17 protein-coding genes are annotated in these 24485 nt (G+C 64.4%); 9 read left to right on the top strand and 8 right to left on the bottom strand.

The genetic code is table 11. The annotated features are described in order from the left end of the window. The first annotated feature begins 43 nt into the window (after nucleotides 1-43). The 8 genes from DMX12_RS21035 (at nucleotide 44) to DMX12_RS21005 (ending at nucleotide 11364) form a co-directional block, all read left to right on the top strand. Nucleotides 44-1981, top strand: coding sequence for a DUF294 nucleotidyltransferase-like domain-containing protein (locus DMX12_RS21035; protein WP_110679365.1), 1938 nt, complete (start codon nucleotides 44-46; stop codon nucleotides 1979-1981). Continuing rightward, on the top strand, nucleotides 1978-2688 hold the full coding sequence (locus DMX12_RS21030; RefSeq protein ID WP_009681519.1) for a PolC-type DNA polymerase III: 711 nt from the start codon (nucleotides 1978-1980) through the stop codon (nucleotides 2686-2688). The genes DMX12_RS21035 and DMX12_RS21030 overlap by 4 nt, the downstream gene beginning before the upstream one ends. A 152-nt stretch (nucleotides 2689-2840) precedes the next feature. Then, entirely contained in the window at nucleotides 2841-3359 is a 519-nt protein-coding gene (locus DMX12_RS21025) for an RNA polymerase sigma factor (RefSeq protein ID WP_029885025.1), read from the top strand. Beyond that, nucleotides 3356-4312, top strand: a complete 957-nt coding sequence (locus tag DMX12_RS21020; RefSeq protein WP_110679364.1) for a FecR domain-containing protein — start codon at nucleotides 3356-3358, stop codon at nucleotides 4310-4312. The genes DMX12_RS21025 and DMX12_RS21020 overlap by 4 nt, the downstream gene beginning before the upstream one ends. 133 nt (nucleotides 4313-4445) lie before the next feature. Further along, nucleotides 4446-6878, top strand: a complete 2433-nt coding sequence (locus tag DMX12_RS21015) for a TonB-dependent siderophore receptor (protein ID WP_110679363.1) — start codon at nucleotides 4446-4448, stop codon at nucleotides 6876-6878. A 318-nt stretch (nucleotides 6879-7196) separates the two neighbouring features. Continuing rightward, the gene (locus DMX12_RS21010) at nucleotides 7197-8309 is read left to right on the top strand and encodes a PepSY domain-containing protein (RefSeq protein ID WP_110679362.1); all 1113 of its coding nucleotides are present in this window, start codon (nucleotides 7197-7199) and stop codon (nucleotides 8307-8309) included. Next, nucleotides 8306-8482, top strand: a complete 177-nt coding sequence (locus DMX12_RS29535; RefSeq protein WP_009683340.1) for a hypothetical protein — start codon at nucleotides 8306-8308, stop codon at nucleotides 8480-8482. The genes DMX12_RS21010 and DMX12_RS29535 overlap by 4 nt, the downstream gene beginning before the upstream one ends. Before the next feature lie 71 nt (nucleotides 8483-8553). Further along, entirely contained in the window at nucleotides 8554-11364 is a 2811-nt protein-coding gene (locus DMX12_RS21005) for a dermonecrotic toxin domain-containing protein (RefSeq protein WP_110679361.1), read from the top strand. Here DMX12_RS21005 and DMX12_RS21000 read toward each other — a convergent pair. From DMX12_RS21000 to glnE, 8 genes are all read right to left on the bottom strand, one after another. After that, entirely contained in the window at nucleotides 11325-12767 is a 1443-nt protein-coding gene (locus DMX12_RS21000; RefSeq protein ID WP_110679360.1) for a lipopolysaccharide kinase InaA family protein, read from the bottom strand. The genes DMX12_RS21005 and DMX12_RS21000 overlap by 40 nt on opposite strands. Continuing rightward, nucleotides 12767-13519 (bottom strand): lipopolysaccharide kinase InaA family protein, encoded by a 753-nt coding sequence (locus DMX12_RS20995; protein ID WP_029885031.1) that lies wholly within the window; start codon nucleotides 13517-13519, stop codon nucleotides 12767-12769. The genes DMX12_RS21000 and DMX12_RS20995 overlap by 1 nt, the downstream gene beginning before the upstream one ends. Further along, nucleotides 13516-14250, bottom strand: coding sequence for a lipopolysaccharide kinase InaA family protein (locus tag DMX12_RS20990; RefSeq protein ID WP_110679359.1), 735 nt, complete (start codon nucleotides 14248-14250; stop codon nucleotides 13516-13518). Before DMX12_RS20990 ends, DMX12_RS20995 begins: the two co-directional genes overlap by 4 nt. Beyond that, nucleotides 14250-15056 (bottom strand): lipopolysaccharide core heptose(I) kinase RfaP, encoded by an 807-nt coding sequence (rfaP, locus tag DMX12_RS20985; protein ID WP_029885033.1) that lies wholly within the window; start codon nucleotides 15054-15056, stop codon nucleotides 14250-14252. The genes DMX12_RS20990 and rfaP overlap by 1 nt, the downstream gene beginning before the upstream one ends. Further along, nucleotides 15053-16177: a glycosyltransferase family 4 protein gene (locus DMX12_RS20980; protein WP_110679358.1), complete on the bottom strand. Its 1125-nt coding sequence runs from the start codon at nucleotides 16175-16177 to the stop codon at nucleotides 15053-15055. Before DMX12_RS20980 ends, rfaP begins: the two co-directional genes overlap by 4 nt. Beyond that, complete coding sequence (gene waaC, locus DMX12_RS20975; protein WP_110679357.1) at nucleotides 16177-17235, bottom strand: lipopolysaccharide heptosyltransferase I; 1059 nt, start codon at nucleotides 17233-17235, stop codon at nucleotides 16177-16179. The genes DMX12_RS20980 and waaC overlap by 1 nt, the downstream gene beginning before the upstream one ends. Beyond that, nucleotides 17236-18285, bottom strand: coding sequence for a lipopolysaccharide heptosyltransferase II (waaF, locus tag DMX12_RS20970; RefSeq protein ID WP_110679356.1), 1050 nt, complete (start codon nucleotides 18283-18285; stop codon nucleotides 17236-17238). A 224-nt stretch (nucleotides 18286-18509) separates the two neighbouring features. Further along, entirely contained in the window at nucleotides 18510-21443 is a 2934-nt protein-coding gene (gene glnE, locus DMX12_RS20965; RefSeq protein WP_110679355.1) for a bifunctional [glutamate--ammonia ligase]-adenylyl-L-tyrosine phosphorylase/[glutamate--ammonia-ligase] adenylyltransferase, read from the bottom strand. 383 nt (nucleotides 21444-21826) lie between these two features. Here glnE and aceE point away from each other — a divergent pair, with 383 nt between their 5' ends. Continuing rightward, on the top strand, nucleotides 21827-24472 hold the full coding sequence (gene aceE / locus DMX12_RS20960) for a pyruvate dehydrogenase (acetyl-transferring), homodimeric type (RefSeq protein WP_110679354.1): 2646 nt from the start codon (nucleotides 21827-21829) through the stop codon (nucleotides 24470-24472). Nucleotides 24473-24485: the final 13 nt, after the last annotated feature.

Below are 24485 nucleotides of genomic sequence, written 5' to 3'. Positions count from 1 at the left end.
TATATAGATATATATAGTTCGGCATAGCGATACGGTCGGTTTCATGAGCAAAAAGGACGCCTACAGCCAGGCGGGCAGGACCGCAGTGCTGCAGAACATTCAGGGCACGCTGCAGTTTCTGCAGCGCTTTCCGCCGTTCAACCAGATGGAACACAGCCACCTGGCCTACCTGGTCGAGCAGTGCCAGCTGCGCTTCTATGCCAGCGGCGAAAGCATCGTCAAGCCGGCAGACGGGCCGGTCGAGCATTTCTACATCGTCAAGCAGGGCCGGGTGGTGGGCGAGCGTCAGCACCTGGTGAAACCGGGGGTCGAAACCACCTTCGAAATCACCAGCGGCGAGTGCTTCCCGCTGGCCGCCCTGCTCGGCGAACGGGCCACCCGCACCGAGCACCTGGCCGGCGAAGACACCTTCTGCCTGCAACTGAACAAGGCAGCGTTCATCCGCGTGTTCTCGATGTCTGAAGTGTTTCGGGATTTTGCCCTGCGCGGGGTCAGTAGCCTGCTCGACCAGGTCAACCAGCAGGTTCGCCAGCGTGCGGTGGAAACCCTGGGTACCCAGTACTCGCTGAACACGCCGCTGGGCGAACTGGCCATGCGGCACCCGGTGGTGTGCAACGCGGATACGCCGCTGCGCGAAGCCGTGCGGCTGATGCACGAGCAGCAGGTGGGCAGTATCGTCGTGGTTGACGCGCAGCGCTACCCCACCGGCATCTTCACCCTGCGCGACCTGCGCCAGGTGGTGGCCGCGGCGGACGCCGAGCTGGGTGCGCCGATTGCCCGGCACATGACCGCCAAGCCGTTCTACCTCAGCCCACAGGCCAGTGCCTTCGACGCAGCCATGGCAATGACCGAGCGGCACATTGCCCACGTGTGCCTGGTGGAAAACGGCCGGCTGTGTGGCGTGGTTTCGGAGCGCGACCTGTTCTCGCTGCAACGGGTCGACCTGGTGCACCTGGCGCGCACCATTCGCCATGCACCGCGGCTGGACAGCCTGGTCTCGCTGCGCGGCGAGATCAGCCAACTGGTCGAACGGATGCTCGCCCACGGCGCGTCGTCCACGCAGATCACCCAGATCATCACCCTGCTCAACGACCATACCGTGTGCCGGGTCATCGAGCTGGCCCTGGCCGAACGGGGCGACCCTGGGGTGCCTTTCAGCTGGCTGTGCTTTGGCAGCGAAGGGCGTCGCGAACAGACCCTGCACACCGACCAGGACAACGGCATCCTCTTCGAGGCGCTGGACAGTGCCGAGGCCGACGCCATCCGTGCCCGCCTGCTGCCGCTGGCACAGTACATCAACCAATGCCTGGCCCAGTGTGGCTTCACCTTGTGTACGGGCAACATCATGGCCGGCAACCCTGCGCTGTGCCTGTCGCGTGCCGAGTGGGCGCGGCGCTTTGCCGGTTTTGTCCGCGAAGCCAGCCCGGAAAACCTGCTGGGCTCAAGCATCTACTTCGACCTGCGGGTGGTGTGGGGCGACGAGCAGGGCTGCGAGCAACTGCGCCAAGGCGTGCTGGCGCAGGTGGCCGACAACCGTATATTCCAGCGCATGATGGCGGAAAACGCCCTGCGCCAGCGCCCGCCAGTGGGCCGCCTGCGCGAGTTCGTGCTGACCCGCCAAGGCAATGACAAGGCCGCTACCCTCGACCTGAAGGTCCAGGGCCTGACGCCCTTCGTCGATGGTGCCCGGCTGCTGGCGCTGGCCAATGGCATCGGCGCGTGCAATACCCTGGAGCGCTTGCGCCAGCTGGTCGCCAAAGGGGTAATCGAAGCACTGGACGGCGCGGCCTATGAAGAGGCGTATCACTTCATCCAGCAGACCCGCATGCAACAGCATCAACGCCAGGCCCGCGCCAACCTGCCGTATTCCAACCGGCTTGACCCGGACAGCCTCAACCACCTGGACCGGCGTATCCTGCGCGAGTCCCTGCGCCAGGCCCAGCGCCTGCAAAGCAGCCTGGCCCTGCGGTACCAGTTATGAGCCTGTTCGCCTGGCTGCGCCCCGGCACACCCGAGCTGGACCCTGCCACGCGCCAGCGCCTGGCCCGGCAACCTAAACCCGCGCCCCTGGGTGTGTGCACGTTGCGTGAGCAGCGCTGGGTGGTGCTGGACCTGGAAACCAGCGGGCTCAACCCCAACCGTGACCAGGTACTGTCGATCGGCGCAGTGGCCATTGAGGACGGGGCCATCGACTTTGCCCAGCAATTCGAACGCACCCTGCAGCGGCCACTGTTGAAAACCAACGCCAGCGTGCTGATTCACGGGCTGGGGCCAAGCGCCCTGGCGGCCGGTTGCGAGCCCGCCGAAGCCTTGCTGGACCTGCTCGACTTCATTGGCGACAGCCCGGTGCTGGCATTCCATGCTCCGTTCGACCAGCGCATGCTGGCGCGGGCATTGAAAGAAAGCCTGGGTTACCGCTTGCAGTCGCCGTTTCTGGATGTGGCCGAGCTGGCGCCGATGCTCAACCCCGACACGGTTCTGCGCGAGGCGGGCCTGGATGACTGGGTGGCGCGCTTTGGGCTACAGGTGGAAGAACGCCACCACGCCAGCGCTGATGCCCAGGTCACCGCAGAACTTGTGCTGATCCTGTTCAGCCAGGCCCGGCGCCAACAACTGGACAGCCCGCTGCAACTGGAACAGCGCCTGCGCGGCTGGCGGCGACGCAAGGTGCAGAGCCATGGCATGTAAGGCCAGGGCTACGCAGCGCCGGTGAAACCGCAGGCCTTTGGCCAACCCCATGCAGGCGAACCGATAAGCGTCCATTGCACCCACCCCCTCCCCTCTGCAACAATCGCGAATAATTATCGTTAGTTAATGCATACGTTCCGGGGGGACGCTGCTTGCCTTCTGCACAGAGCCCACACGCCGATCTGGTTGGTACGCTGTACCGCGATCACCGCGGCTGGCTGCTCGCCTGGTTGCAACGCAACATGGCCTGCCGCCAACGTGCCGAAGACCTGAGCCAGGACACCTTCGTGCGCCTGCTAGGCCGCGAGCAGCTGGCCTCGCCCCGCGAACCGCGTGCCTTTCTTGCAGCCGTGGCCAAGGGGCTGATGTTCGACCACTTCCGGCGCGCCGCACTGGAACAGGCCTACCTCGCGGAACTGGCACTGGTGCCGGAAGCCGAACACCCCTCCCCCGAAGTACAGCACCTGATTCTGGAAGACCTCAAAGCCATCGACCGCCTGCTTGGCAAGCTGTCGAGCAAAGCCCGCGCGGCGTTCCTGCACAACCGCCTGGATGGCATGGGCCATGCCGAAATCGCCGAGCGCCTGGGCGTTTCGGTGTCGCGGGTGCGCCAGTACCTCGCCCAGGGTATGCGCCAGTGCTACGTGGCCCTGTACGGGGAGCCGACGTGAGCAACGTACCGGTCTCGTCGCGTGTACTGGAAGCTGCCATTGCCTGGAAACTCAACCTCGACGGCGGCAGCGACAGCCCTGCCGAACGTGGCGAGTTCATGCGCTGGCATGCCGCCAGCGAAGAACACGCGCGCGCCTGGCGACAGCTCGGCGCCATGGACCAGCGGCTCAGCGCAGCCGCCGGCCCGGCGCGCCAGGCGTTGCTGCAGTCGCGCGCCAGCCTGCGCCGGCGCATCGGCAAGGTGGGCGGCGGCCTGGCCGGCATGTTCCTGCTCGGCTCGCTGCTGGCCTGGGTCGGCGCACCGTCACTGGCGCCCAGCTACTGGCTTGCCGACCAGCGTACCGCCACCGGCGAGTTGCGCACCTTGCGCCTGGCCGACGGCACCCTGTTGAGCCTCAATACCCACACCGCGGTAGACATCGACTACGCCGGTGCGCAACGGGTGATCGTGCTGCACCAGGGTGAAATCTCGGTCGATACCGGCCACCAGGACCCACGCCCGCTGCTGGTGCGCACCGACGATGGCCGCTTGCGCCCACTGGGCACGCGCTTCCTGGTACGTCGTGAAGCCGCAGGCACGCGCCTTGAAGTGTTGCAAGCGTCGGTCGCGGCCATGCCGCATAACAGCGGTGACGAGCAGGTGTTGCGCGAAGGCCAGCAGGTGCTGATGCATACCGATGGCCTGGGCCAGGTCAGCGCAGTGCCGGCCGGTGCCGATGCCTGGACGCGCGGCATGCTGGTGGTCGACGACGTACGCCTTGGCGACTTGCTGGCGGTGCTGGGCAAGTACCGCAGCGGCTACCTGGGCGTGGATGCAGCGGTCGCCGACCTGCGGGTAAGCGGCAGCTTCCCGCTGACCGATACCGACCTGGCATTGGCCTCACTGGAGCCGGTGCTGCCGGTGAAGATCGAGCGGCATACCCAGTGGTGGGTGAAGGTCACGCCCAGGTAGCGCTGTAGCGGCCTGATCGCAGGCGCCCCTGCCTTTACAAACAATTCTCACTTTTTTTCAGATTCGCCCTGTCACTTTTCGATTCTCGCTCGGCAAGGATGCAGCAAGCACTTACCCGTCGAGGAACCGCCGCATGTCCCGTGCCGTAGATCGTATCCTGCGCCCCAGCCTGATGGCCCTGGCCATCGGCATGGCCGCGCCGCTGGTCAGCCCTGCCTTGTTCGCCGCCGAGCAATCCGCGCTGCGCGCCTACAACCTGCCCAGCGCACCGCTGGCCACTGCCCTGAACCAGATCGCCAGCCAGGCCGGCATCGCCCTGGCCCTGGACCCGGCGCTGGTCAGTGGCCGCACCTCGGCGCCGGTCAACGGCCGCTATGACGGCCTCGGCGCCTTGCAGGCAGCGCTGCTGGGCAGCGGCCTGCAATTGCAGCAGAGCAGCGCGGGCAGCTACAGCCTGGTCGCGGTGCCGGAGGGCAGCCTGGCCTTGCCGGAAATCACCGTGAACGCCAACAGCGCCAGTGAAAGCGCGTGGGGCCCGGTCGACGGCTACCTGGCCCAGCGCACGGCCGCCGGCACCAAGACCGACACCGCCCTGGTCGAGGTCCCACGGTCCATTTCCGTGGCGACCCGCGAGCAGATGAAAGACCGCGGCGTGCACAGCCTCGACGATGCCGTGCGCTATATGCCAGGCATCGTCTCTGCCAGCTTCGGCAGCGACACCCGCTATGACTGGATGCGTGTGCGCGGCTTCGAGCCCACCCAGTTCCTGGATGGCCTGCCGTTGCCACGTGGCGTGTACGCCAACCCGAAAGCCGAAACCTGGAACCTCGACCGCCTGGCGCTGCTGCGTGGCCCGGCTTCTTCGGTCTATGGCCAGACCCCACCCGGCGGCCTGCTGGACATGGTCAGCCGCCGCCCGCAAGCCGAAAGCGCGCATGAAATCGAACTGCAATATGGCAGTGACAACCACCGCCAGATCAACTTCGCCAGCACCGGCAAGATCGATGACGACGGCCGCTTGCTGTATGGCGTGAGCGGTGTGATCCGTGACAGCGGTACGCAGGTCGATCACATCGACAACAAGCGCTACAACATCGCCCCGAGCCTGACCTGGAACGTGGACGAAGATACCTCGCTGACCTTCCTCTCCCAATTCACCCGCGACGATACCGGGGTCACCAGCCAGTTCCGACCGATCCAGGGCACCAAGATCGACATGCCGTTCGGCAAGATCTCGCACCACAAGAACCTGGGTGATCCTAATTACGAATTCTACGACCGTACCTACTACGCGCTGGGCTACGCGTTCGAGCACCGTTTCAACGACGTGTGGCAGTTCCGGCAAAACTTGCGCTATACCAAGTCCGAGCTGTCGTTCCAGACGATCACCGTCAACAGCTACTTGCCAGAGTTCGGCATGGTCGTGGACGACCAAGGCAATGTGGGGCGTAGTACCACCAACGTTGACGAGGACATCAGCCAGTTCGCCGTCGACAACAACTTTCAGGGTGATTTCAGCACAGGCGCCATCAGCCACACCTTGCTGCTCGGCCTGGACCACCAACGTACCAACAACAATTTCCTGACGATCTATGGCGCTGCGCCGCCCATCAATGTCAACGACCCGGTCTACGGTTTGCCGATCAGCAGACCGGACCGTTCCACTGCCTACTACGACTACGACCAGAAAACCATTCAGACCGGCCTGTACGTGCAGGACCAGATGGCGCTGGGCAACTGGCGGCTGACCTTGGGTGGTCGGGAGGACTGGGTACACACCGGTACAACGTTCTTCAACAAAGGCGACGCTACCAACACCCAGCGCGACAGTAACTTCAGCGGCAACGCGGCGATCAGTTACGTCTTCGATTCGGGGTTTGTGCCTTACCTGTCCTATGCAGAATCTTTCCAGCCCGCCAGCAAGGCCGATGCGGACCCACTGAAGTCGTTCAAACCAACCGAAGGCAAGCAGTGGGAACTGGGTGTCAAATACCAGCCCCCCGGTTCAAATACGTTGCTCTCGGCCGCGGTGTATGACCTGACTCAAAAGAATGTGCTGGTCACCAGCAACGACGGCAATACCAGTGTCACCAGCCAGACCGGCGAAGTGAAAGTCCGCGGCCTTGAGCTTGAAGCGGTTTCCGACGTTACCGACAACCTGAAGGTAATTGCCGCCTACACCCTGGCCAAATCCGAAGTGCAGGATGGTCAGTTCAAGGGCAACCGCCTGCAACTGATGCCTAACCAGCAGGCCTCGGTGTGGGGCGACTACACCTTCCACTCGGGCGTACTGGACGGCTTCGGCATCGGCCTGGGGGCACGCTACACCGGTAATACCTATGGAGACCAAGGCAACACCTGGCTGGGCAAGGCCAATGCCTACACGGTGTTCGATGCGGCGGTGCATTACGACCTGGGCCGCCTGGACAACAGCCTGAAAGGGGCGTCGGTCGCGCTCAATGCGACCAACCTGCTGGACAAGGACTACCTCTCCACCTGTGACTCGTACTACTGCTACTACGGCGACGAGCGGAGTGTCGTGGCCAGCGCCACCTACAAGTTCTGAGTGAGCCGGGGCCGCGTTGCGGCCCAATCGCCGGCAAGCCAGCTCCCACAGGTCAGCGCAGGTCCTCGGGCCCCTGATTTACCTGTGGGGGCCAGCTCCCACAGGGACAGCGCATGTCCTCGGGCTCCTGATTTACCTGTGGGGGCCAGCTCTCACAGGTCAGCGCATGTCCTCGGGCTCCTGATTTACCTGTGGGGGCCAGCTCTCACAGGTCAGCGCATGTCCTCGGGCTCATGATTTACCTGTGGGAGCTGGCTTGCCGGCGATTGGGCTGCGCAGCAGCCCCCTCCAATTCCTCAGGCAAAAAACGGTACCGTGATGAAAAGCCCAACCATCCGCCGCTGGTCAGCGGTCCACACCTGGAGCAGCCTGGTTTGTACCCTGTTCCTGCTGTTGCTCGCCCTCACCGGCCTGCCGCTGATCTTCCACCACGAACTCGAACACCTGCTGGGCGACGCCGCCGAACTGCGCGAAATGCCGCCCGGCACCCCGCACCTCGACCTGCAACAGCTGGTGCTCAAGGCCGAGCAGCACCGCCCCGGCGAGGTCATGCAGTACTTTGGTTATGAAGAAGACCAACCCGACGGCGTGGTGGCCATCACCGCCGCCACCGCCGGTACCGAGCCCAACCTGTCGCACACCTTCATGCTCGACGCGCGCACAGGCGAAGCGGTAGCCATGCCCGCCGCCAACGGTGGCTTCATGATGCTGATGCTGCGCCTGCACGTGGACATGTTCGCCGGCCTGCCGGGCAAGTTGCTGCTGGCCTTCATGGGCGTGCTGTTCGTCGTCGCGATTGTGTCCGGCACCGTGCTGTATGCCCCGTTCATGCGCCGGCTGGGCTTCGCCAGCGTGCGCCACGACAAATCCCGGCGCCTGCGCTGGCTCGACCTGCACAACCTGATCGGCATCGTCACCTTGGCCTGGGCACTGACTGTCGGTGTAACCGGCGTGATCAGCGCCCTGTCCGACCTGGTGATCGCTGCCTGGCGCAACGACAGCCTGGCGGCCATGGTGGCGCCCTACCGCAACGCCCCACCGCTGGGCGAACGCGCTGCGGCCAGCGACCTGCTGGCCATCGCCGAACAGGCCGCCCCCGGCATGCGCCCAGACTTCATCGCCTTCCCCGGTACACGCTTCTCCAGTGAGCACCACTACGCGGTGTTCATGAAAGGTGCCACGCACCTCACTTCGCACCTGCTGACCCCGGTCCTGATCGATGCACGCACGCTGCAAGTGACCGCCGTCGGCGAACGCCCCTGGTACATGGATGCCATGGGCCTGTCGCAACCCCTGCATTTTGGCGACTACGGCGGGCGGCCCATGCAGGTGCTGTGGGCAGCACTGGACGTGCTGACGATCATCGTACTCGGCAGCGGCCTTTACCTGTGGTGGACCAAGCTGCGCAGCAGAAGGGGGGCGCGCCCGTGAGCCACACGTCACGCAGCACCAGGCAGATCTTCGCCTGGCCTGGGCTCATCGCCGCACTGGGCGCAGCCGGCCTGTTCGCCGCGCTGCTCGGGGACGGCGCCTGGGACGCCCTGGCCTGGCTGGGGCTGGGTATTCCGGCATGGCTCGGGTTCCGTGGCCTGAGCGGCAAATGAGGTAAACAGCTAACACGCCTGTATCAACAGCTGGAGCCAAGCTGCACGGCCTGTTCACCGTGGAGCCCGCCATGAGCCTGACACACTTCAAGTCCTTCGATGCGCAATTGAGCGCCCTGCTCACCCCACCCCCCGCGCCCGACCCGTCGCTGCCGCTGCTGAACGCACGGCAGCGCTACTTCGCCGACCTTGCGCAGTACTGGCTTGGCACCGCAAGCGGCGAAAGCCGGCGGGCACGCCTGGCTACGCTGCTGCGCCAGCAACTGCTGGGGCAAATCGCGTTGCGCAGCGATGACCATACGCTGGGTTCGAGCCATGCCGAGCTGGTCACCTGCTGCGCCAACAGGCCGCTGCCCTCGCAGCGCCAGCATTTACCAGCCGCGCAACGGCCGCAGATCTACCGCCCCGTACTGGACATCACCACACCCAATTGGCGTAGCTACCTGCCCGGCACCTTCGTGATCGTCGAAGGCGGGCCCGAGGGCCGCATGCCAGACACCCGCAACACCACCGACTACGCGCTGCTGTGCAGCCTGTCCCATGGCATCGAAGCATTCGATAGCCTTGCCGAGCTGCACACCGAGCTTTGCGAACGCCTGGACGACGTGCAGCAAAGCCGGCCACTGCTGCGGCACATGAGCAACGAACACGATCGCGACAACGCCCGCAACGCCGAGCGCCTGCGCTATGAATGGTTCAACGAGGACATGATTCAGGCACAGGCTCAGGCCTTGATCGACGGCCAGCACGCCGCGCTGACCCAGGCCTGGCAGGAAGTTGCGCAGCAGGCGACGGTGGACTGGCCCAAGCTGACAGCGGACCTGGTCGAGGCCGCCGATCTGCTGCCATGGGCCGACAGCCGCTCTGCGCTACAGACACGCTACGGCCTGCTGCTGGAGCGCAACTCGCCAGCCTGGCTGAAAAACGCCTCGGCACAGGGCCTCACGCACATCATGCAAACCCTGCAAGAGCTGGTGATCGCCATCGACAAGGCGGCGGCACCCGGTATCCTGAGCCTTGAGCAATTCGTCGACCGCAATGGCCTGCTCGCCTGGACGCGTGAACGCCTGCGCACGCAACTGCGCCAACGTCACCAGCTGGATATCGACCCGCTCGGCGTGTATGTCAGCGTTACCCTGGCCAGGCCCATAGGCCCCGTGTTGCCGCCCAGCATTACCGGCCCCTGGATACCCGTCGCCAGCCGCCCGCAGGTTGGCGACAGCATCGAGCTGGTCCAGCAGACCTACCGCATCGACGAGTTGGCGCTGATCAACGTCAGCTTGCTCGATATCGACTACTGGTTGACGGCGAGGGTGCACGACAAGCAGGGCGTGACCATCGCTGGCGTCAGCCCAAGCCAGGTCAAGCAGCTGGTGCGTGAGCTGGATGTGGGTGAAAGCTACAGCCAATACCTGCGCACCCATTTGCTGACATCGCCGCAGGCACAGTGGCGGCAGGACAGTTATGTCGCCATCAGCCATGCGCGCATGCGCGCTGAAGCGGCCAAGGCGCACTATGCCGGCCACCTTCTCGAAGACCCGTTCGAGCGCGGGTTCGCCTGGATCACCACCTTGCTCGAATACCCGCAAAGCCATGCCCGCCAACAGGCAGACGTAGCGCAACTGAGCGTGCGCCAGTTGCTGATCAGTGGGCATACGCTGCAAGGCATCATGCTGCTCACCCCAGACAGCCCAGGCTTCGCCCGCTTCATCGTCTACACCCCGGACGCCCCGGACCGCCGTGCCTGGCGTGAGTTTCGCAATACCCGGCACATGCTCAAGACCCTGCGCAAACAACCTGCCCTGCGCGATTACCTGAAAGACCGCCTGCCGCTGGCCGACCGTGAGCAAATCGAGCTATGGCTGACCAAAGGCGGCATGGGGCCCCATGTACAACGCCCGACGATCACCGGCGATTTCCAGCAGGCCCGCTACCTCGCGGAAGTGAATGCCATGCTGGCCGCGGTCGATGCCAGCACCAACACCCGGCGGGAACTGCTGGCCGAGCTCGGCCTGCGCGGGCTGACGCTCATTCTGGACTTGATCAGCTTCGTGTTGCCCAACCGGGCACTGGTGGCGGTATCGTTGGGGCGTTCGATCCTGTCGGTGATCGATGCGCACAAGGCCTTCAAGCAAGCGCAACGTACGGAGGTACTGAAGCACATCGTCGACGCCTTCACCTACGCCAACGACGCCGTCAACAACCTGGGTGGAACAACCGTGATGCGCCGCGCGTTGCGGGGAATACCCTCGCCTCCACCGCTGAAGTTGCCGCCTTCGGCAAGCGTGAACATCAACCGTGAAAAACTGCGCTACCGCGTGGATGGCATTCACAAAGAAGGTATCTACGAGCAACCCTCGCCGTACCCCGGCATGAGCTTCTACTACATCCGGGATGCCAGCGGGGCCACGTACCAGGTCGCTTTCGACGGCTACCGCTGGCGGGTAGTAGACCCGCGCATGCCAGACGCCTATACCAAGGTACCGGTCAAACGCCACGAAGACGGCGAATGGGTAGTGGACTCTGTGGTGCTGTGGCATGACGGGCTACCCGACTTGCAGGCGCTGTTCGAAGCGTGCCAACTGCCCACGTACCCCGCTGGCGCCGAGCCAACCGACACCGCTGGGCTGTACCGCCTGGGCCGGGAGTACTTTCTGGTGGCAGGCAGCCAGGCGTTGCCGCTGCGCGCGCACTTGCTGGACAACCATTACCATTTGCTGATGCCCGGGCAACCGCACAGCAGGCCCATTGCCTGGGCCATTGTGCGTTGGCAGGGGGACCAGTGGCGCATCCGGGTTCGCCAGCCCGGCCGAAGCAGTGACTGGCTGGCGTTTCCAGACTGTTATTCGGTAAGCCGCGGCAACAGCCCGTCCAACCGCTGATGCAAGGCACTGCCACTTGGCCAGTTGCGCAGCAGCCGTGCCCGGTCGCGGGCATAGGCGGGGGCGAAGCTGAGCTGGGTGGCATGCTGGCACATGGCGTCCAGGTCGATCAGCGACCAGCGCCCGTTGTCCCAGAACAGGTTGTGCCCCTTGAAGTCGCCGTGGCTGATGCGCTCGCGGATCAGCTGCTGCATCACCTGCACCAACGCATCGAGCTGTTCTTGCGGGGCCTCGCCACTCTCCACGTAGGGCGCAAAGCACGCGGTCAGGTCTGGGCCATCGACATACTCGGTGACCAGGTAGGCACGGCTGCGCAGGCCCAGCACCCGCTGCTCCAGCACCGCCAAGGGGCGTGGCGTGGCGATGTCGAGAAACTCCAGGCGGTGCCCTTCGATCCATGAATGCCAGGCCCGGCTCGGGCGCCAGAAGCGCTTGAGCCAGTGCGCGGTGTTCTTGATGTTGTAGCGTTTGAGCACCAACTGCCGGCCATTCACCTCGATACGCGCCACACTGGCGGCGCCACCGGTCTTGTACAGGTGGCCTTGGTCGATCAAGGCATCGGCCTGTTCCAGCACTGGCAGCATGGCGCCCACCTCGCTGCGGCGAACCGCACGCAAGCCCGACAAGCTGCGCTGTACGCTGAACAGGCTGCATTCGCGCCCGGCCTTTTCCAGGTAGTCCTTCTGCCGCCAGCTGCGCACTTTGTCCACCTGCTTCTGCAAGGCTTCCAGTGGCAGCGCGTGCTCGGCATTGGCCAGCAGGTAATGCACCAGCAACTCTTCGATGAACGGTTCCAGGCGCTTGGGCAACTGGGCGAAGAATACCCCGAGGTTTTCCAGCACCCGCGGGCGCGAGAGTTGCTGGCCAGGGGTTTCGGCCTTGATGCCGGCGCCATCGATCAGGTACAGCTTGCCGGCGTGGCGCAGCAGGTTGTCCAGGTGCAGGTCTTCCTGCCACAGGCCTTTGGCGTGCATGTGCGCCACGGCCGTCAGCGCCTCACCCAGCACCTGCTGCTGCGCGTCGGCCAGCACCGGCAGGTTTTCCACCGCGCCCCAGGCATCGGCCAGGCTTTGGGCACCGTCGAGGAATTCAAACAGCAGCCAGCCACCTTCGCCTTCCCTGAGCCCGTCGGCCAGCAGCCTGGGCGTGGTCAGCCCCTGCCCGGCCAACAGCTTCACGCCCTGCAATTCGCGCTGGAAATGCCGCGCCGCGTTAGCACCCACCAACAACTTGGCCAGTACCGGCGTCCCGCGCCACACACCGGCGCCGACATAGCGCTGGCCCGGTAGCACACGCAACAGGCTGAGCAGCTGCAGGTCGGCGCTGCCGGCGGCATCGGCCAAGGTCAGGGTCAGCGGCAGTGACGGGCTGCGCCCGGCAGCCTTGAGTTCAGACAAACGCATCAGCGGGCCTCTTTTTCACGACGGCGTTGCGTCAGGCGTTGCAGCCAGGTGTCGACCAGCGTGCCTTCGGCGGGCTGCGCCAGGTAGCTGGCCAGCAAGGTGCGGACATCCGCCTCGCTCCAGGCCCGGGCGCGGCGTAGCAGCGGCTCCAGGTCTTTGAGGCGGTCACGCATGCCGAACAGCAACGGCCGGGTCTTTTCCAGGTCGATCAGTTGCGCGTCCCACCCCTCGCGGCGCTGGCGCAGAAAGATGTGCTTGGGGTAGAAGCAGCCGTGCACCTGGCCGGCGCCGTGCAGGGTACGCGCCAGCTGGCCGCACGCCTGCAGGATGCCGTTGCGCTCGGCCTCGCCCAACTGCGGCCATTGGCCCAGCAGGCTGTCGAGGTCGGCCCACGTGTCCAGGGCACGGGTCATCAGAATCGCCCGGTGCTGGCCGCCCTGCTTGCGCTCACCGTAGAACACCGCCTGCAAGGCCGGAATGTGCAACTTCTGATAACGGCTGATATTGCGGAATTCGCGGGCGAAGGTTGGCTCGCCAAACGGCCGGTGCAGGGTGCGGGTCAGGTAGTCGCACTGGCGCTTGAGGTAGTACCCCTTGCCTTCGAGCTCCAGGCGGAACACGCTGCTCCAGCCGCCACGGCCGGTGTTGGGCTCGTCCACGGCGTCCAGTTGCAGCGCCCACAGCGCCTCGAAGTCATCCAGCCCATGGCGTTTGAGCAGCGCGAGTTCTGCGCTGGCCAGGTAGTCGGTCATTCCCTTCCCTCGAAAAAGCCCAGCACCTGGCGGATGCGTTTCTTGTCGCGCGCATCAAGCCGTTTACGGTCACGGTACTGCAGGTAGAAACGCAGGCGCTGGGTAGCCGAGAGGTGGTACTTGGCCACCTTGTCCAGGCAGGCCAGGTCTTTGATCAGCCGGTGCCGCCACATGAACCCGCGCCAGAAATCGCCGGTGGGGCAGTCGATGAAGAACAGCGTGCCTTGGTCATCGACCAGCAGGTTGCGCCACTTCAGGTCGTTGTGGGCGAAACGGTGTTCGTGCATCACCCGGGTATAGCGGGCCAACTGGCGGCTGATATGATCGACCCAGGCGCGATCTGCCAGCCGCGCATCGTTGCGCTCGGCCAGTGCCGACAGGTCTTCGGTGTTGGGCAGCTCGCGGGTGATCATCGCCCCGCGGCCAAAGGCCAGGCCATTGCGTTCAAGGCCCCAGGCCACCACTTCGGCGGTGGGAATGCCCCACTTGGCGAACTGCTTGAGGTTCTGCCATTCGGCCTTGATGCGCGGCCGGCCCAGGTAGCGGCGCATGTGCTTGCCGGCACCGGTGTACCGCTTGACGTAATAGTTGACCCCATCACGCTCGATGCGCACCACCTCGCTGAGGGGGTCGCGGGTCAGGCGTTCGCCCTGAATGGCAAATACCGCATCGAGGCTGCCGAAGTCCGCCGCCAGGTGTTTGTAACCCGGCGCCAGTGTCCAACTCGCCATTAGAGTGCATCCCCATAGCGTTGCTTGCGATCGTAGAGTTTCTGCGCCTTGCGCTCCAGCCAGGCCAGCAGCGCGGCTTCGTCCTTGAGGACTTGCCGCAGCGGGCGCTGGAAGTAAGCGCGCAGGAAGCGCAATTTGTCGCGTTGGGTAAGGCCGATGTCCAGCGCCGAGAAGTACAGCGCCGCCAGGTCCTTGTCACGCCAACGCCGGCTGATTGTCGCCCGGGTTTGCGCGCGGTGCAGGTCGATCACCGACAGTTTGAAATCATCCGCCGTCACCGGGCGGTCGGTGTGCAGCAGGAAGTGGCAGATGTAGCAGTCGCGGTGGTTGACCCCGGCGCGGTGCATGCCGCCGGTCATTTTCGCCACCTCGGCGATCAGCGCATGCTTCAGGCGCGGCTCGGGCGGCTGCCTGGCCCAGTCGATGCTGAAGTCTTCCAGGCTGATGGTCGGCGCCAGCTCTTCGGTGATGATGAACGAATGCTGCGCGGCTGGGTTGCTGCCGCGCTCACCGTAGGCGACCGCGGTCATGGTCGGCACGCCCACTTCATGCAAACGCTGGATCGCCTGCCACTCCTGGCCGGCACCGAGCACCGGCAGCTTGGCGGTCAGCAGGTTCTTGAAGATCTCGCCCCAGCCGATACCGCGGTGGATCTTGACGAAAAAGCCCTCGCCAGCCACCTCGGTACGCAGCGTGCGGCGGCCTTCGAGTTCGCGATAGACCTCGCCTTGCAGCGCCTCCACGGCGTCGAAGGCATCGCGCCCGGCCCACAGGTGTTTGAAGGGTTCGGCCAGTATCAGCTTCATGCGGTTTTCTGCCCCAGGATCACGTCGGCAGCATGCTGCGGCATGCTGTACAGATCGGCGGTTTCGGCGAATGCCAGGCCGTTGCGCGACCAGCTGGCGCGGGCCTGCGGGTCTTCCAGCATGCGCTGCAGGTAGCTGTTGAGCTGGTCCTGCTCGAATGGCTCGTCCAGCACCAGGCCACTGTCGGCCTCGGCAATGTAATGGGCATAGCCGCACACCCTGGACACCAGCACCGGCAAACCGGCCACCAGCGCTTCGAGCAGCACCGTACCGGTGTTTTCGTTATACGCCGGGTGAATCAGCACGTCGGCACCCAGCAGAAAGCGCGGGATGTCGCTACGGCCCTTGAGGAACTGCACCTGGTCGCCCAGGCCCAGGGTAGCGCTTTGCAGCTGGAATACCTTGGGGTCGTCCTGGCCGATGACCATCAACCGGGTGCGCTTGCGCAGCGCCGACGGCAGTGCCGCCAGCGCCTTGAGGCTGCGGTCCACGCCCTTGGTCTTGAAGCCCGAGCCGATCTGCACCAGCAGCAGGTCACCCTCGCCCAGGTTGAACTCCTTGCGAAACTCGGCGCGAATCTCGGCGGCATTGGCCGGCGCGCGGCGGTCGTGGGAAATGCCCGGCGGCAACAGGTGGAAGCGCTCCAGCGGGGTGCCGTAATGCTTGATGAACAGCGGCTGCTGCACTTCGGAAATCATCAGCACTTCGGTATGCGCGTCCTTGGCGAACACCGCACGCTCGTACTCGGCAAAGTGCCGGTAGCGGCCCCAACGGCGGTACAGGCCGCCACGCAGGGTTTGCGCCTTGTCCTCGAAGCAGCCGTCGGCGGCGTAGTACACGTCCAGCCCCGGCATCTTGTTGAAGCCGATCAGGCGGTCGACCGGGCGCTTGGCCAGGTCGGCGGCCATCCAGGCACTGAGCTTCTCGTTGCGCCGGTGGTTGAAGACCGCCTTGACCGGCGCCACCAGCACCTCGAAGCCTGGGGGAATGTCGCCCTCCCAGATCAACGTGTACACACGGATCTGGTGGCCGCGCTTCTGGCACTCCAGGGCAATGCGCATGAAGTCGCGTTGCAGCCCGCCAAAGGGGAAATATTTGTAAAGTACGAAAGCCAGTTGCATCAACGGACATCCTCAGCCAGCAGCAACGCGCTCAAGCGGCTCGCCACATGCTCGGGATTCAGGCGAGTGAAGCACAGTGGCCACTCGCGTTTGAGATCGAACCGGGCCAGGTCATCGGCGCTCGGTTTGTAGGTGCACTTCTTCTGCAGGCAGGGCGCACAGGGCCAGTCACTGGCCTGGTGAATCTGGGTCCGTCCGTAGGCGCCGGTCAGGCCCGGGTTGGTCGGGCCGAATAACGAAATGGTCGGCACATCGAGTGCCGCGGCCAGGTGGCCAAGGCCGGTATCGACCGCCACGCAGGCCTTTGCCGCTGCCAGCACGCGGGCAACACCGGCAAGGTTCAATTTGGGGAGCACCTGGCAATTGTTCAAGCCTTGGGCAATGCGCTCGGCCCGCGCCTTCTCCGCCGGGTTGCCCCACGGCAGGCGCACCTCCAGCTTGCGCCTGCCCATGCGCTCGGCCAGTTCGCGCCAGTAGGCTTCCGGCCAGTGCTTGGTCGCCCAGGTGGTGCCATGCAGAAACACGACATAGGGCGCCGCTGGCGGCAGTTGCAGGCGCTCGAGGTCCAGGCCGTAGCTGCCGATGCCTTCGGGCAGGTCGTAGGCCAGGGCCATGGCGAACAGCTGGCGCACCCGCTCGACCGCATGCTGGCCGGTAGCAACCGACAGGCGCCGGTCATAAAAGCGGCTGGCCCAGCCTTCACGAGCCGAGTAGCGGTCCAGGCCAGCCACCGGGGCCTTCACGTAGCGGGTGAGCCAGGCCGACTTGACCAAGCCCTGGGCGTCGATCACCAGGTCGTACTTGCGCGCGCGTAAGCGCTTCTTGAAGGCCTTCCATTCGCCGCTCTTGAGGGTTTGCCAAAGGTTCTTGCGCCAGCGGCGGATGGCCACCGGGATGACCTGGTCAACCGCCGGGTGCCAGCTGGGGATTTCGGCGAAGCCTTCTTCCACCACCCAGTCGAACCGGATGCCCGGGAGCGCATGGGCGGCATCGGTCAGTGCCGGCAGGGTATGGATCACGTCACCCAGGGATGAGGTCTTGATGATCAGTACCCGCACTTAGTCGACCTCGGCCACGGCATCGATCAGGTCCGGCCCGCTCAGGCTATGCAGGGCGGCGATGACTTTACCGGGCTCCAGCAGGCGCAGGCAGTTGTAGTGGCCGAAGCGGCAGGTGCGGTCAAAGCACGGGCTGCACTCGATACCGGTGCGCACCACCTCCACCTGTTCGGCCAGCGGTGGGGTGAAGCCGGGCGAGGTGGAGCCATACACGGCCACCAGCGGGCGGTTGAGCGCAGCCGCCACGTGCATCAGCCCCGAGTCGTTGGACACCACGGCCTGCGCGCACGACATCAGGTCAATAGCCTCGGCCAGCGAGGTTTCGCCAGCCAGGTTGGCCGACTCTTCGCGCAACCCCGGGATCAGCCGGTCGCGGATCTGCTCGCCCACCGGGTGGTCGTTTTTCGAGCCGAACAGCCATACCTGCCAGCCCTGGCGGATCATCGCATCCGCCACGGCGGCGTAGTGTTCGGCCGGCCAGCGCTTGGCCTCGCCAAACTCGGCACCGGGGCACAGCGCCAGTACCGGGCGGTCGAGCTCCAGGCCGAACTTGGCCAAGGCGGCCTCGCGGCTCTGGGCTTCGATTTGCAGGTGCGGGCGCGGGTACGGTTGCGGCAATTCGGCACCAGGGGCGTAGGCCAGGGCCATGAAACGCTCGATCATCAGCGGGTAGCGGGCCTTGTCCAGCTTGCGCACGTCATTGAGCAGGCCGAAACGCATTTCGCCGCGCCAACCGGTGCGCTTGGGAATGCCGGCGAAGAAGGGGACCAGCGCCGACTTCAACGAGTTGGGCAGCAGGATGGCCTGATCGTACTGGCCGGCCAGGGACTTGCCGATACGCCGCCGCGTGGCCAGCTCCAGTGCGCCGTGGCCGAGCGGAAAGCTCAAGGCCTGGCGCACTTCGGGCATGCGTTCGAGGATCGGCCGGCTCCACTCGGGTGCCAGCACGTCGATCACGCAGTCGGGGTGCTGCTGTTTCAGGCTCTGGAACAAGGTCTGCGCCATCACCATGTCGCCGACCCAGCTGGGGCCAATGATCAGTATTCTCATGCTTAGTCCAGAAACGCTCGGGGAGGCTACAGGCTGCGGTTCAGCCTGGCCTCCCCTCTTTATATTCAGGCTATGTGGCGGACAGTGTACCACCGGTGGTGAAGCATGAGCCTTTGGGGCTGCTTTGCAGCCCATCGCGACACAAGGCCGCTCCTACAAGGGAATGCGTTCTCCTGTAGGAGCGGCCTTGTGTCGCGATGGGCCGCAACGCGGCCCCAACATTCTCAAGTCAAACCCAGCTCACCCCAGATCCGCCGCACCTCACGGCGTTCATCGGCAAACTGCGCCGCATCGATCACCCCGGCCTGTTTCTGCAGGGCCTGGCGGTGCGAGGCCGAGCGGAACGCCTTGTACACTTCACGCAACAGCACCGCGTCACTGGCCGGCAGCAAACCTGCCTGCTCCAGCTCTTCCAGAATGCGGATGTTATCGGTCCATCGGAGTATGGCCGGGTGCTCGTGGCCCCAGGCCAAAGCGGCGTATTGCACCATAAATTCGATATCGACGATACCGCCGGCATCCTGCTTGATATCGAACGGCATGCCAGCCTCGAAGGCATTGGCTGCAGTACCGGCGGCGGTGGCCTTGGTGCCCAGGTTGTCACGCATCTTGGCGCGCATTTCGCTCACTTCGCTGCGCAGCTTCCCAAGGTCACGGGCCTGGCCCAGCACCTTGGCGCGAACACCCTCGAACGCAGCCCCCACCTGCTTGCAACCGACCAGCACACGGGCCCGCACCAGGGCCTGGTGCTCCCAGGTCCAGGCTTCATTCTGCTGGTAGCGCTCGAAGGCCCCCAGCGAACTGACCAGCAGGCCCGAAGCCCCTGACGGGCGCAGGCGCATGTCCACGTCATACAGCTGCCCCGAGTTGGTCTGGGTGGTCAGCAGGTGAATGATGCGTTGGCCAAGGCGGGTAAAGAACTGCGCACTGTCGATCGGCTTGGCCCCGTCGGTTTCTGCCTGCGGGTCGCCATCGTGGATGAACACCAGGTCCAGGTCCGAGCCGTGGCCCAGTTCCAGCCCACCCATCTTGCCGTAGCCGATGATGATGAACCCCGGGTCGCACAGGCTGCCGTCACTGCGCTTGGGCTGACCGTGGCGGGCCACGGTCTGGCGCCAGGCCAGCGCCAGCACCTGGTCGAGGATGGCCTCGGCCAGCCAGGTCAGGTAGTCGCTGACCTTCATCAAGGGCAGGTTGCCGCTGATTTCCGAGGCCGCCACGCGCAGGCTGTGGGCCAGCTTGAAATGACGCAGCGCCTCCATCTGCTGCTCAAGGTCGTCTTCGGGGATGCGCGTCAGGCGCTCGCGCAGTTCGCTGGCCAGCTCTGGCGCCAGTGGGGGGCTGAACAGGCGGCCCTCATTGAGCAACTCATCGAGCAGCAGCGGGTAGCGGGCCATCTGCTCGGCGATCCAGGGGCTGGCGGCGCACAGGGTCAACAGTTGGCGCAGTGCACCCGGGTTTTCCGTCAGCAGCACCAGGTAGGCCGAACGCCGCGCCACCGCCTCTACCAGCGGCAATACCCGCTCGAGTACCAGGTCGGGGTTGTCGTGCTCCACCGCTTGCGCCAGCAAGCGTGGAATAAAGGCATCCAGGCGCTCGCGCCCGATGCGTTGCATGGAGCGCAGCTGCGGGCTTGAGCGCAACGCGGCCAGGCGCCGCAAAGCGTCCACAGGCGCCTTGAAACCGGCCTCCTCCAGCTGGCGACCAGCCGCTTCCTCGTCCTGGGCCTGCTCCCACAGCGGCGACCATTCGCCGCCCACCACCAGCTCGCCTTCACCGTCTTCATCGTCCGGGTCGGCAATGACCTGGCGGAAATGCCAGTCGATGCGGCCACGCCAGTAGGTCAGCTGGTCGTGGAAGCTCTGCCAGTCGGCAAAGCCAAGCATGAAGGCAACCCGCGCCTGATCGATCTCGCCCTCGGGCAGCATCTGTGTCTGGCGGTCGGCGATGGCCTGGATGGCGTGCTCGGTATAACGCAGGAACTCATAGCCTTCGCGCAGCTCAGCCACCACTGCCGGCGGCAGGTAGCCCTGGCCTTCGAGGGTTGCCAGCACCTTGAGCAACGGCCGCTGCTGCAGGCTGAGGTCACGCCCACCGTGGATCAGCTGGAACGCCTGGGCGATGAACTCGACCTCACGAATGCCGCCAGCACCGAGCTTGATGTTGTCGGCCATGCCCTTGCGCCGGACTTCCTGCTGGATCAACTGCTTCATGGTGCGCAGCGCTTCGATGGCGGAAAAGTCCAGGTAGCGGCGGTACACGAACGGGCGCAGCATTTCCTGCAACTGCGCGCCAGCAGCCTGATCGCCGGCCACCACCCGGGCCTTGATCATGGCGTAGCGTTCCCAGTCGCGCCCCTGGTCCTGGTAATACTGCTCCAGGGCATTGAAGCTGAGCACCAGGGCCCCGGCAGAGCCGTAAGGGCGCAACCGCATGTCGACGCGGAACACGAAGCCGTCGACGGTCACCGGGTCCAATGCCTTGATCAGGCGCTGGCCCAGGCGGGTAAAGAACTCCTGGTTGTCCAGCGAGCGCTTGACCCCTTCGGTTTCACCGCCCTCGGGGAAACCGAAGATCAGGTCGATGTCCGAGGACAGGTTGAGTTCGACCGCGCCCAGCTTGCCCATGCCCAGCACAACCATGTGCTGCGGCTGGCCACTGCGGTTGCCGATGGGCGTCCCGAATTGCTGGCAGTGGCGCGGGTAAAGCCATTGGTAGGCTTCGTCGATGCAGGCATCGGCCAGGTCCGACAGGTCGCGGCAGGTTTCGCCAAGTTCCGCCTGGCGGGTAATGTCACGCCAGATGATGCGCACTTGCTGCCGGTTGCGCGCGCGGCGCAGGTTGCGCGCCAGTTCCTCTTCGCTTTGCGCCGCCTGCGCCGCCGCGGCAATTTGCCCGCGCAGCTCCCCCGGGGCATAGCGCCGTTCCAGCTCACCGCTGGCCAGCAGGGCAAACAGCATGGCCGGGTCGCGCTGGGCCACGCCCAGCACGAAGTCGCTGGCCGCGGCCACCTGGTCGAACTGGTGCCGCTGGGCTGCATTGCAATCGTTCAGGTCCAGTTCGGGGTGAGCCGCCACGGCATCGCGCAGGAACTGCTGGTTGCGAGAAACCAGCGGCTGCAAGCTGGCAGGCAGATCGGAGGGCAAAGGTAGGCGCATGGTCTATCCTTGATCGGCGTGAAATAGAGGGAAAAAAGCGGCCAAGGGGAAGCCGGACCACGGTTGGACTGTCGTACAAAAGTTGGAAATAGCTGAAAAAAATGCAAAATTGGCAACAAACATCAAGAAACACCTGTTCGCGACACAATGCCAACCAACATGAACGTTTTTCCTCACAAGCCAATGTGCGACCAAACGTCGCACAATTGTAGTTTTACTACTACTCGTGTCGTGTAAAAGCATGAAATGCGCAAGCAAATGTAGTAAAACTACAACGCGCCGGACGACACCCCGGTAATCCAAGAATTCACGACGTCTGCCCATAAGGCCAGTCGCAATCTCAGGCAATCGATTCTGGTTGCCTTTCCGCCCTGGAGCAAGCCATGCAAGACCTCGATCCAATCGAAACCCAGGAATGGCTGGATGCCCTGGAGTCGGTCCTCGACAAAGAAGGCGAAGACCGCGCTCATTACCTGATGACCCGTATGGGCGAGCTGGCCACCCGTAGTGGTTCCCAGCTGCCGTATGCGATCACCACGCCATACCGCAACACCATCCCTGTCACCCACGAAGCACGCATGCCTGGCGACCTGTTCATGGAACGCCGCATTCGCTCGATGGTGCGTTGGAACGCCCTGGCCATGGTCATGCGTACCAACCTGAAAGACTCGGACCTGGGCGGACACATCTCCAGCTTCGCCTCCAGCGCCACCCTGTACGACATCGGCTTCAACTACTTCTTCCAGGCCCCGACCGAAGAACACGGCGGCGACCTGATCTTCTTCCAGGGCCACGCCTCCCCAGGCATCTATGCCCGCGCCTTCATGGAAGGCCGCATCAACGAAGAGCAGATGAACAACTTCCGCCAGGAAGTGGACGGCAACGGCTTGTCTTCGTACCCGCACCCATGGCTGATGCCTGACTTCTGGCAGTTCCCGACCGTTTCGATGGGTCTGGGCCCGATCCAGGCCATCTACCAGGCCCGCTTCATGAAGTACCTGGAAGCGCGCGGCTTCATCCCTGCCGGCAAGCAGAAAGTCTGGTGCTTCATGGGCGACGGCGAGTGCGACGAGCCGGAATCGCTGGGTGCAATCGCCCTGGCCGGCCGCGAGAAGCTGGACAACCTGATCTTCGTCATCAACTGCAACCTGCAGCGCCTCGACGGCCCGGTTCGCGGCAACGGCAAGATCATCCAGGAACTCGAAGGCGTGTTCCGTGGCGGTGGCTGGAACGTCAACAAGGTCGTCTGGGGCCGCTTCTGGGACCCACTGCTGGCCAAGGACACCAACGGTGCCCTGCAGCGCCGCATGGACGAAGTCATCGACGGCGAGTACCAGAACTACAAAGCCAAAGACGGCGCGTACGTTCGTGAGAACTTCTTCAACACCCCGGAACTCAAGGCCATGGTCGAAGACCTGTCCGACGACGAGATCTGGAAGCTCAACCGTGGCGGCCACGACCCGTACAAGGTCTACGCGGCTTACCACCAAGCGGTGAACCACAAAGAGCAGCCGACCGTCATCCTGGCCAAGACCATCAAGGGTTACGGTACCGGTGCCGGCGAAGCCAAGAACACCGCGCACAACACCAAGAAGGTCGACGTCGACAGCCTGCGTCACTTCCGTGACCGCTTCGACATCCCGGTCAAGGATGCCGACCTCGAGAACCTGCCGTTCTACAAGCCCGAAGAAGGTTCTGCCGAAGCCAAGTACCTGGCCGAGCGCCGTGCTGCCCTGGGCGGTTTCGTGCCTCAGCGCCGCGCCAAGAGTTTCAGCGTGCCAACCCCGCCACTGGAAACGCTGAAAGCGATCCTGGACGGCTCGGGCGACCGCGAAATCTCCACCACCATGGCCTTCGTGCGTATTCTGGCGCAGCTGGTCAAGGACAAGGACATCGGCCAGCGCATCGTGCCGATCATCCCGGACGAAGCCCGTACCTTCGGTATGGAAGGCATGTTCCGCCAGCTGGGTATCTACTCGTCGGTCGGCCAGCTCTACGAGCCAGTCGACAAAGACCAGGTGATGTTCTACCGCGAGGACAAGAAGGGCCAGATCCTGGAAGAAGGCATCAACGAAGCCGGCGCCATGTCGTCGTTCATCGCTGCCGGTACCTCGTACAGCTGCCACAACCAGCCGATGCTGCCGTTCTACATCTTCTACTCGATGTTCGGCTTCCAGCGTATCGGCGACCTGGCCTGGGCCGCTGGCGACAGCCGCACCCGTGGCTTCCTGATCGGCGGTACCGCCGGCCGCACCACCCTCAACGGTGAAGGCCTGCAGCACGAAGACGGTCACAGCCACATGATGGCGGGCACCATCCCGAACTGCCGCACCTACGATCCAACCTACGGCTACGAGCTGGCGGTGATCATCCAGGACGGCATGAAGAAGATGACCGAAGAGCAACAGGACATCTTCTACTACATCACCGTGATGAACGAATCCTACCAGCAGCCAGCCATGCCGGCCGGTGTCGAGGAAGGCATCATCAAGGGCATGTACCTGCTCGAAGAAGACACCCGCGAAGCGGCACACCACGTACAGCTGATGGGCTCCGGCACCATCCTGCGCGAAGTGCGCGAGGCGGCGAAGATCCTGCGTGAAGAGTTCAACGTCGGTGCCGACGTGTGGAGCGTCACCAGCTTCAACGAACTGCGTCGCGACGGCCTGGCCGTAGAGCGCGCCAACCGCCTGAAGCCTGGCCAGAAGCCACAAGCGACCTACGTCGAGCAGTGCCTGGCCGGTCGCAAAGGCCCGGTCATTGCCTCTACCGACTACATGAAGCTGTTCGCCGAGCAGATTCGCCAGTGGGTACCGAGCAAAGAGTTCAAGGTCCTGGGTACCGACGGTTACGGTCGCAGCGACAGCCGCAAGAAGCTGCGTCACTTCTTCGAAGTTGACCGCCACTTCGTGGTGCTGGCTGCCCTGGAAGCCCTGGCTGACCGTGGCGAGATCGAACCCAAGGTTGTTGCAGACGCTATCGTCAAGTTCGGCATCGACCCGGACAAGCGCAACCCACTGGACTGCTGAGGAGTATTTTTAA

Origin of the sequence: Pseudomonas sp. MB-090624 (assembly GCF_003205245.1) — a bacterium.
GTDB classification, from domain to species: Bacteria; Pseudomonadota; Gammaproteobacteria; order Pseudomonadales; family Pseudomonadaceae; genus Aquipseudomonas; species Aquipseudomonas juntendi.
Note: the sequence above shows the minus strand (reverse complement) of the source record. Positions and strands in the feature narration are given on the sequence as shown.

What these genes read in the sequence shown, in the direction of transcription:
- DMX12_RS21035 (WP_110679365.1), top strand. Translation starts at nt 44, where the DNA reads ATGAGCAAAAAGGACGCCTACAGCCAGGCGGGCAGGACCGCAGTGCTG.
- glnE (WP_110679355.1), bottom strand. Translation starts at nt 21,443, where the DNA reads ATGCGCCTACCTTTGCCCTCCGATCTGCCTGCCAGCTTGCAGCCGCTG.
- DMX12_RS20990 (WP_110679359.1), bottom strand. Translation starts at nt 14,250, where the DNA reads ATGGCGAGTTGGACACTGGCGCCGGGTTACAAACACCTGGCGGCGGAC.
- aceE (WP_110679354.1), top strand. Translation starts at nt 21,827, where the DNA reads ATGCAAGACCTCGATCCAATCGAAACCCAGGAATGGCTGGATGCCCTG.
- DMX12_RS21030 (WP_009681519.1), top strand. Translation starts at nt 1,978, where the DNA reads ATGAGCCTGTTCGCCTGGCTGCGCCCCGGCACACCCGAGCTGGACCCT.
- DMX12_RS21005 (WP_110679361.1), top strand. Translation starts at nt 8,554, where the DNA reads ATGAGCCTGACACACTTCAAGTCCTTCGATGCGCAATTGAGCGCCCTG.
- DMX12_RS21010 (WP_110679362.1), top strand. Translation starts at nt 7,197, where the DNA reads ATGAAAAGCCCAACCATCCGCCGCTGGTCAGCGGTCCACACCTGGAGC.
- DMX12_RS20980 (WP_110679358.1), bottom strand. Translation starts at nt 16,177, where the DNA reads ATGCAACTGGCTTTCGTACTTTACAAATATTTCCCCTTTGGCGGGCTG.
- rfaP (WP_029885033.1), bottom strand. Translation starts at nt 15,056, where the DNA reads ATGAAGCTGATACTGGCCGAACCCTTCAAACACCTGTGGGCCGGGCGC.
- DMX12_RS20995 (WP_029885031.1), bottom strand. Translation starts at nt 13,519, where the DNA reads ATGACCGACTACCTGGCCAGCGCAGAACTCGCGCTGCTCAAACGCCAT.
- waaF (WP_110679356.1), bottom strand. Translation starts at nt 18,285, where the DNA reads ATGAGAATACTGATCATTGGCCCCAGCTGGGTCGGCGACATGGTGATG.
- DMX12_RS21015 (WP_110679363.1), top strand. Translation starts at nt 4,446, where the DNA reads ATGTCCCGTGCCGTAGATCGTATCCTGCGCCCCAGCCTGATGGCCCTG.
- DMX12_RS21000 (WP_110679360.1), bottom strand. Translation starts at nt 12,767, where the DNA reads ATGCGTTTGTCTGAACTCAAGGCTGCCGGGCGCAGCCCGTCACTGCCG.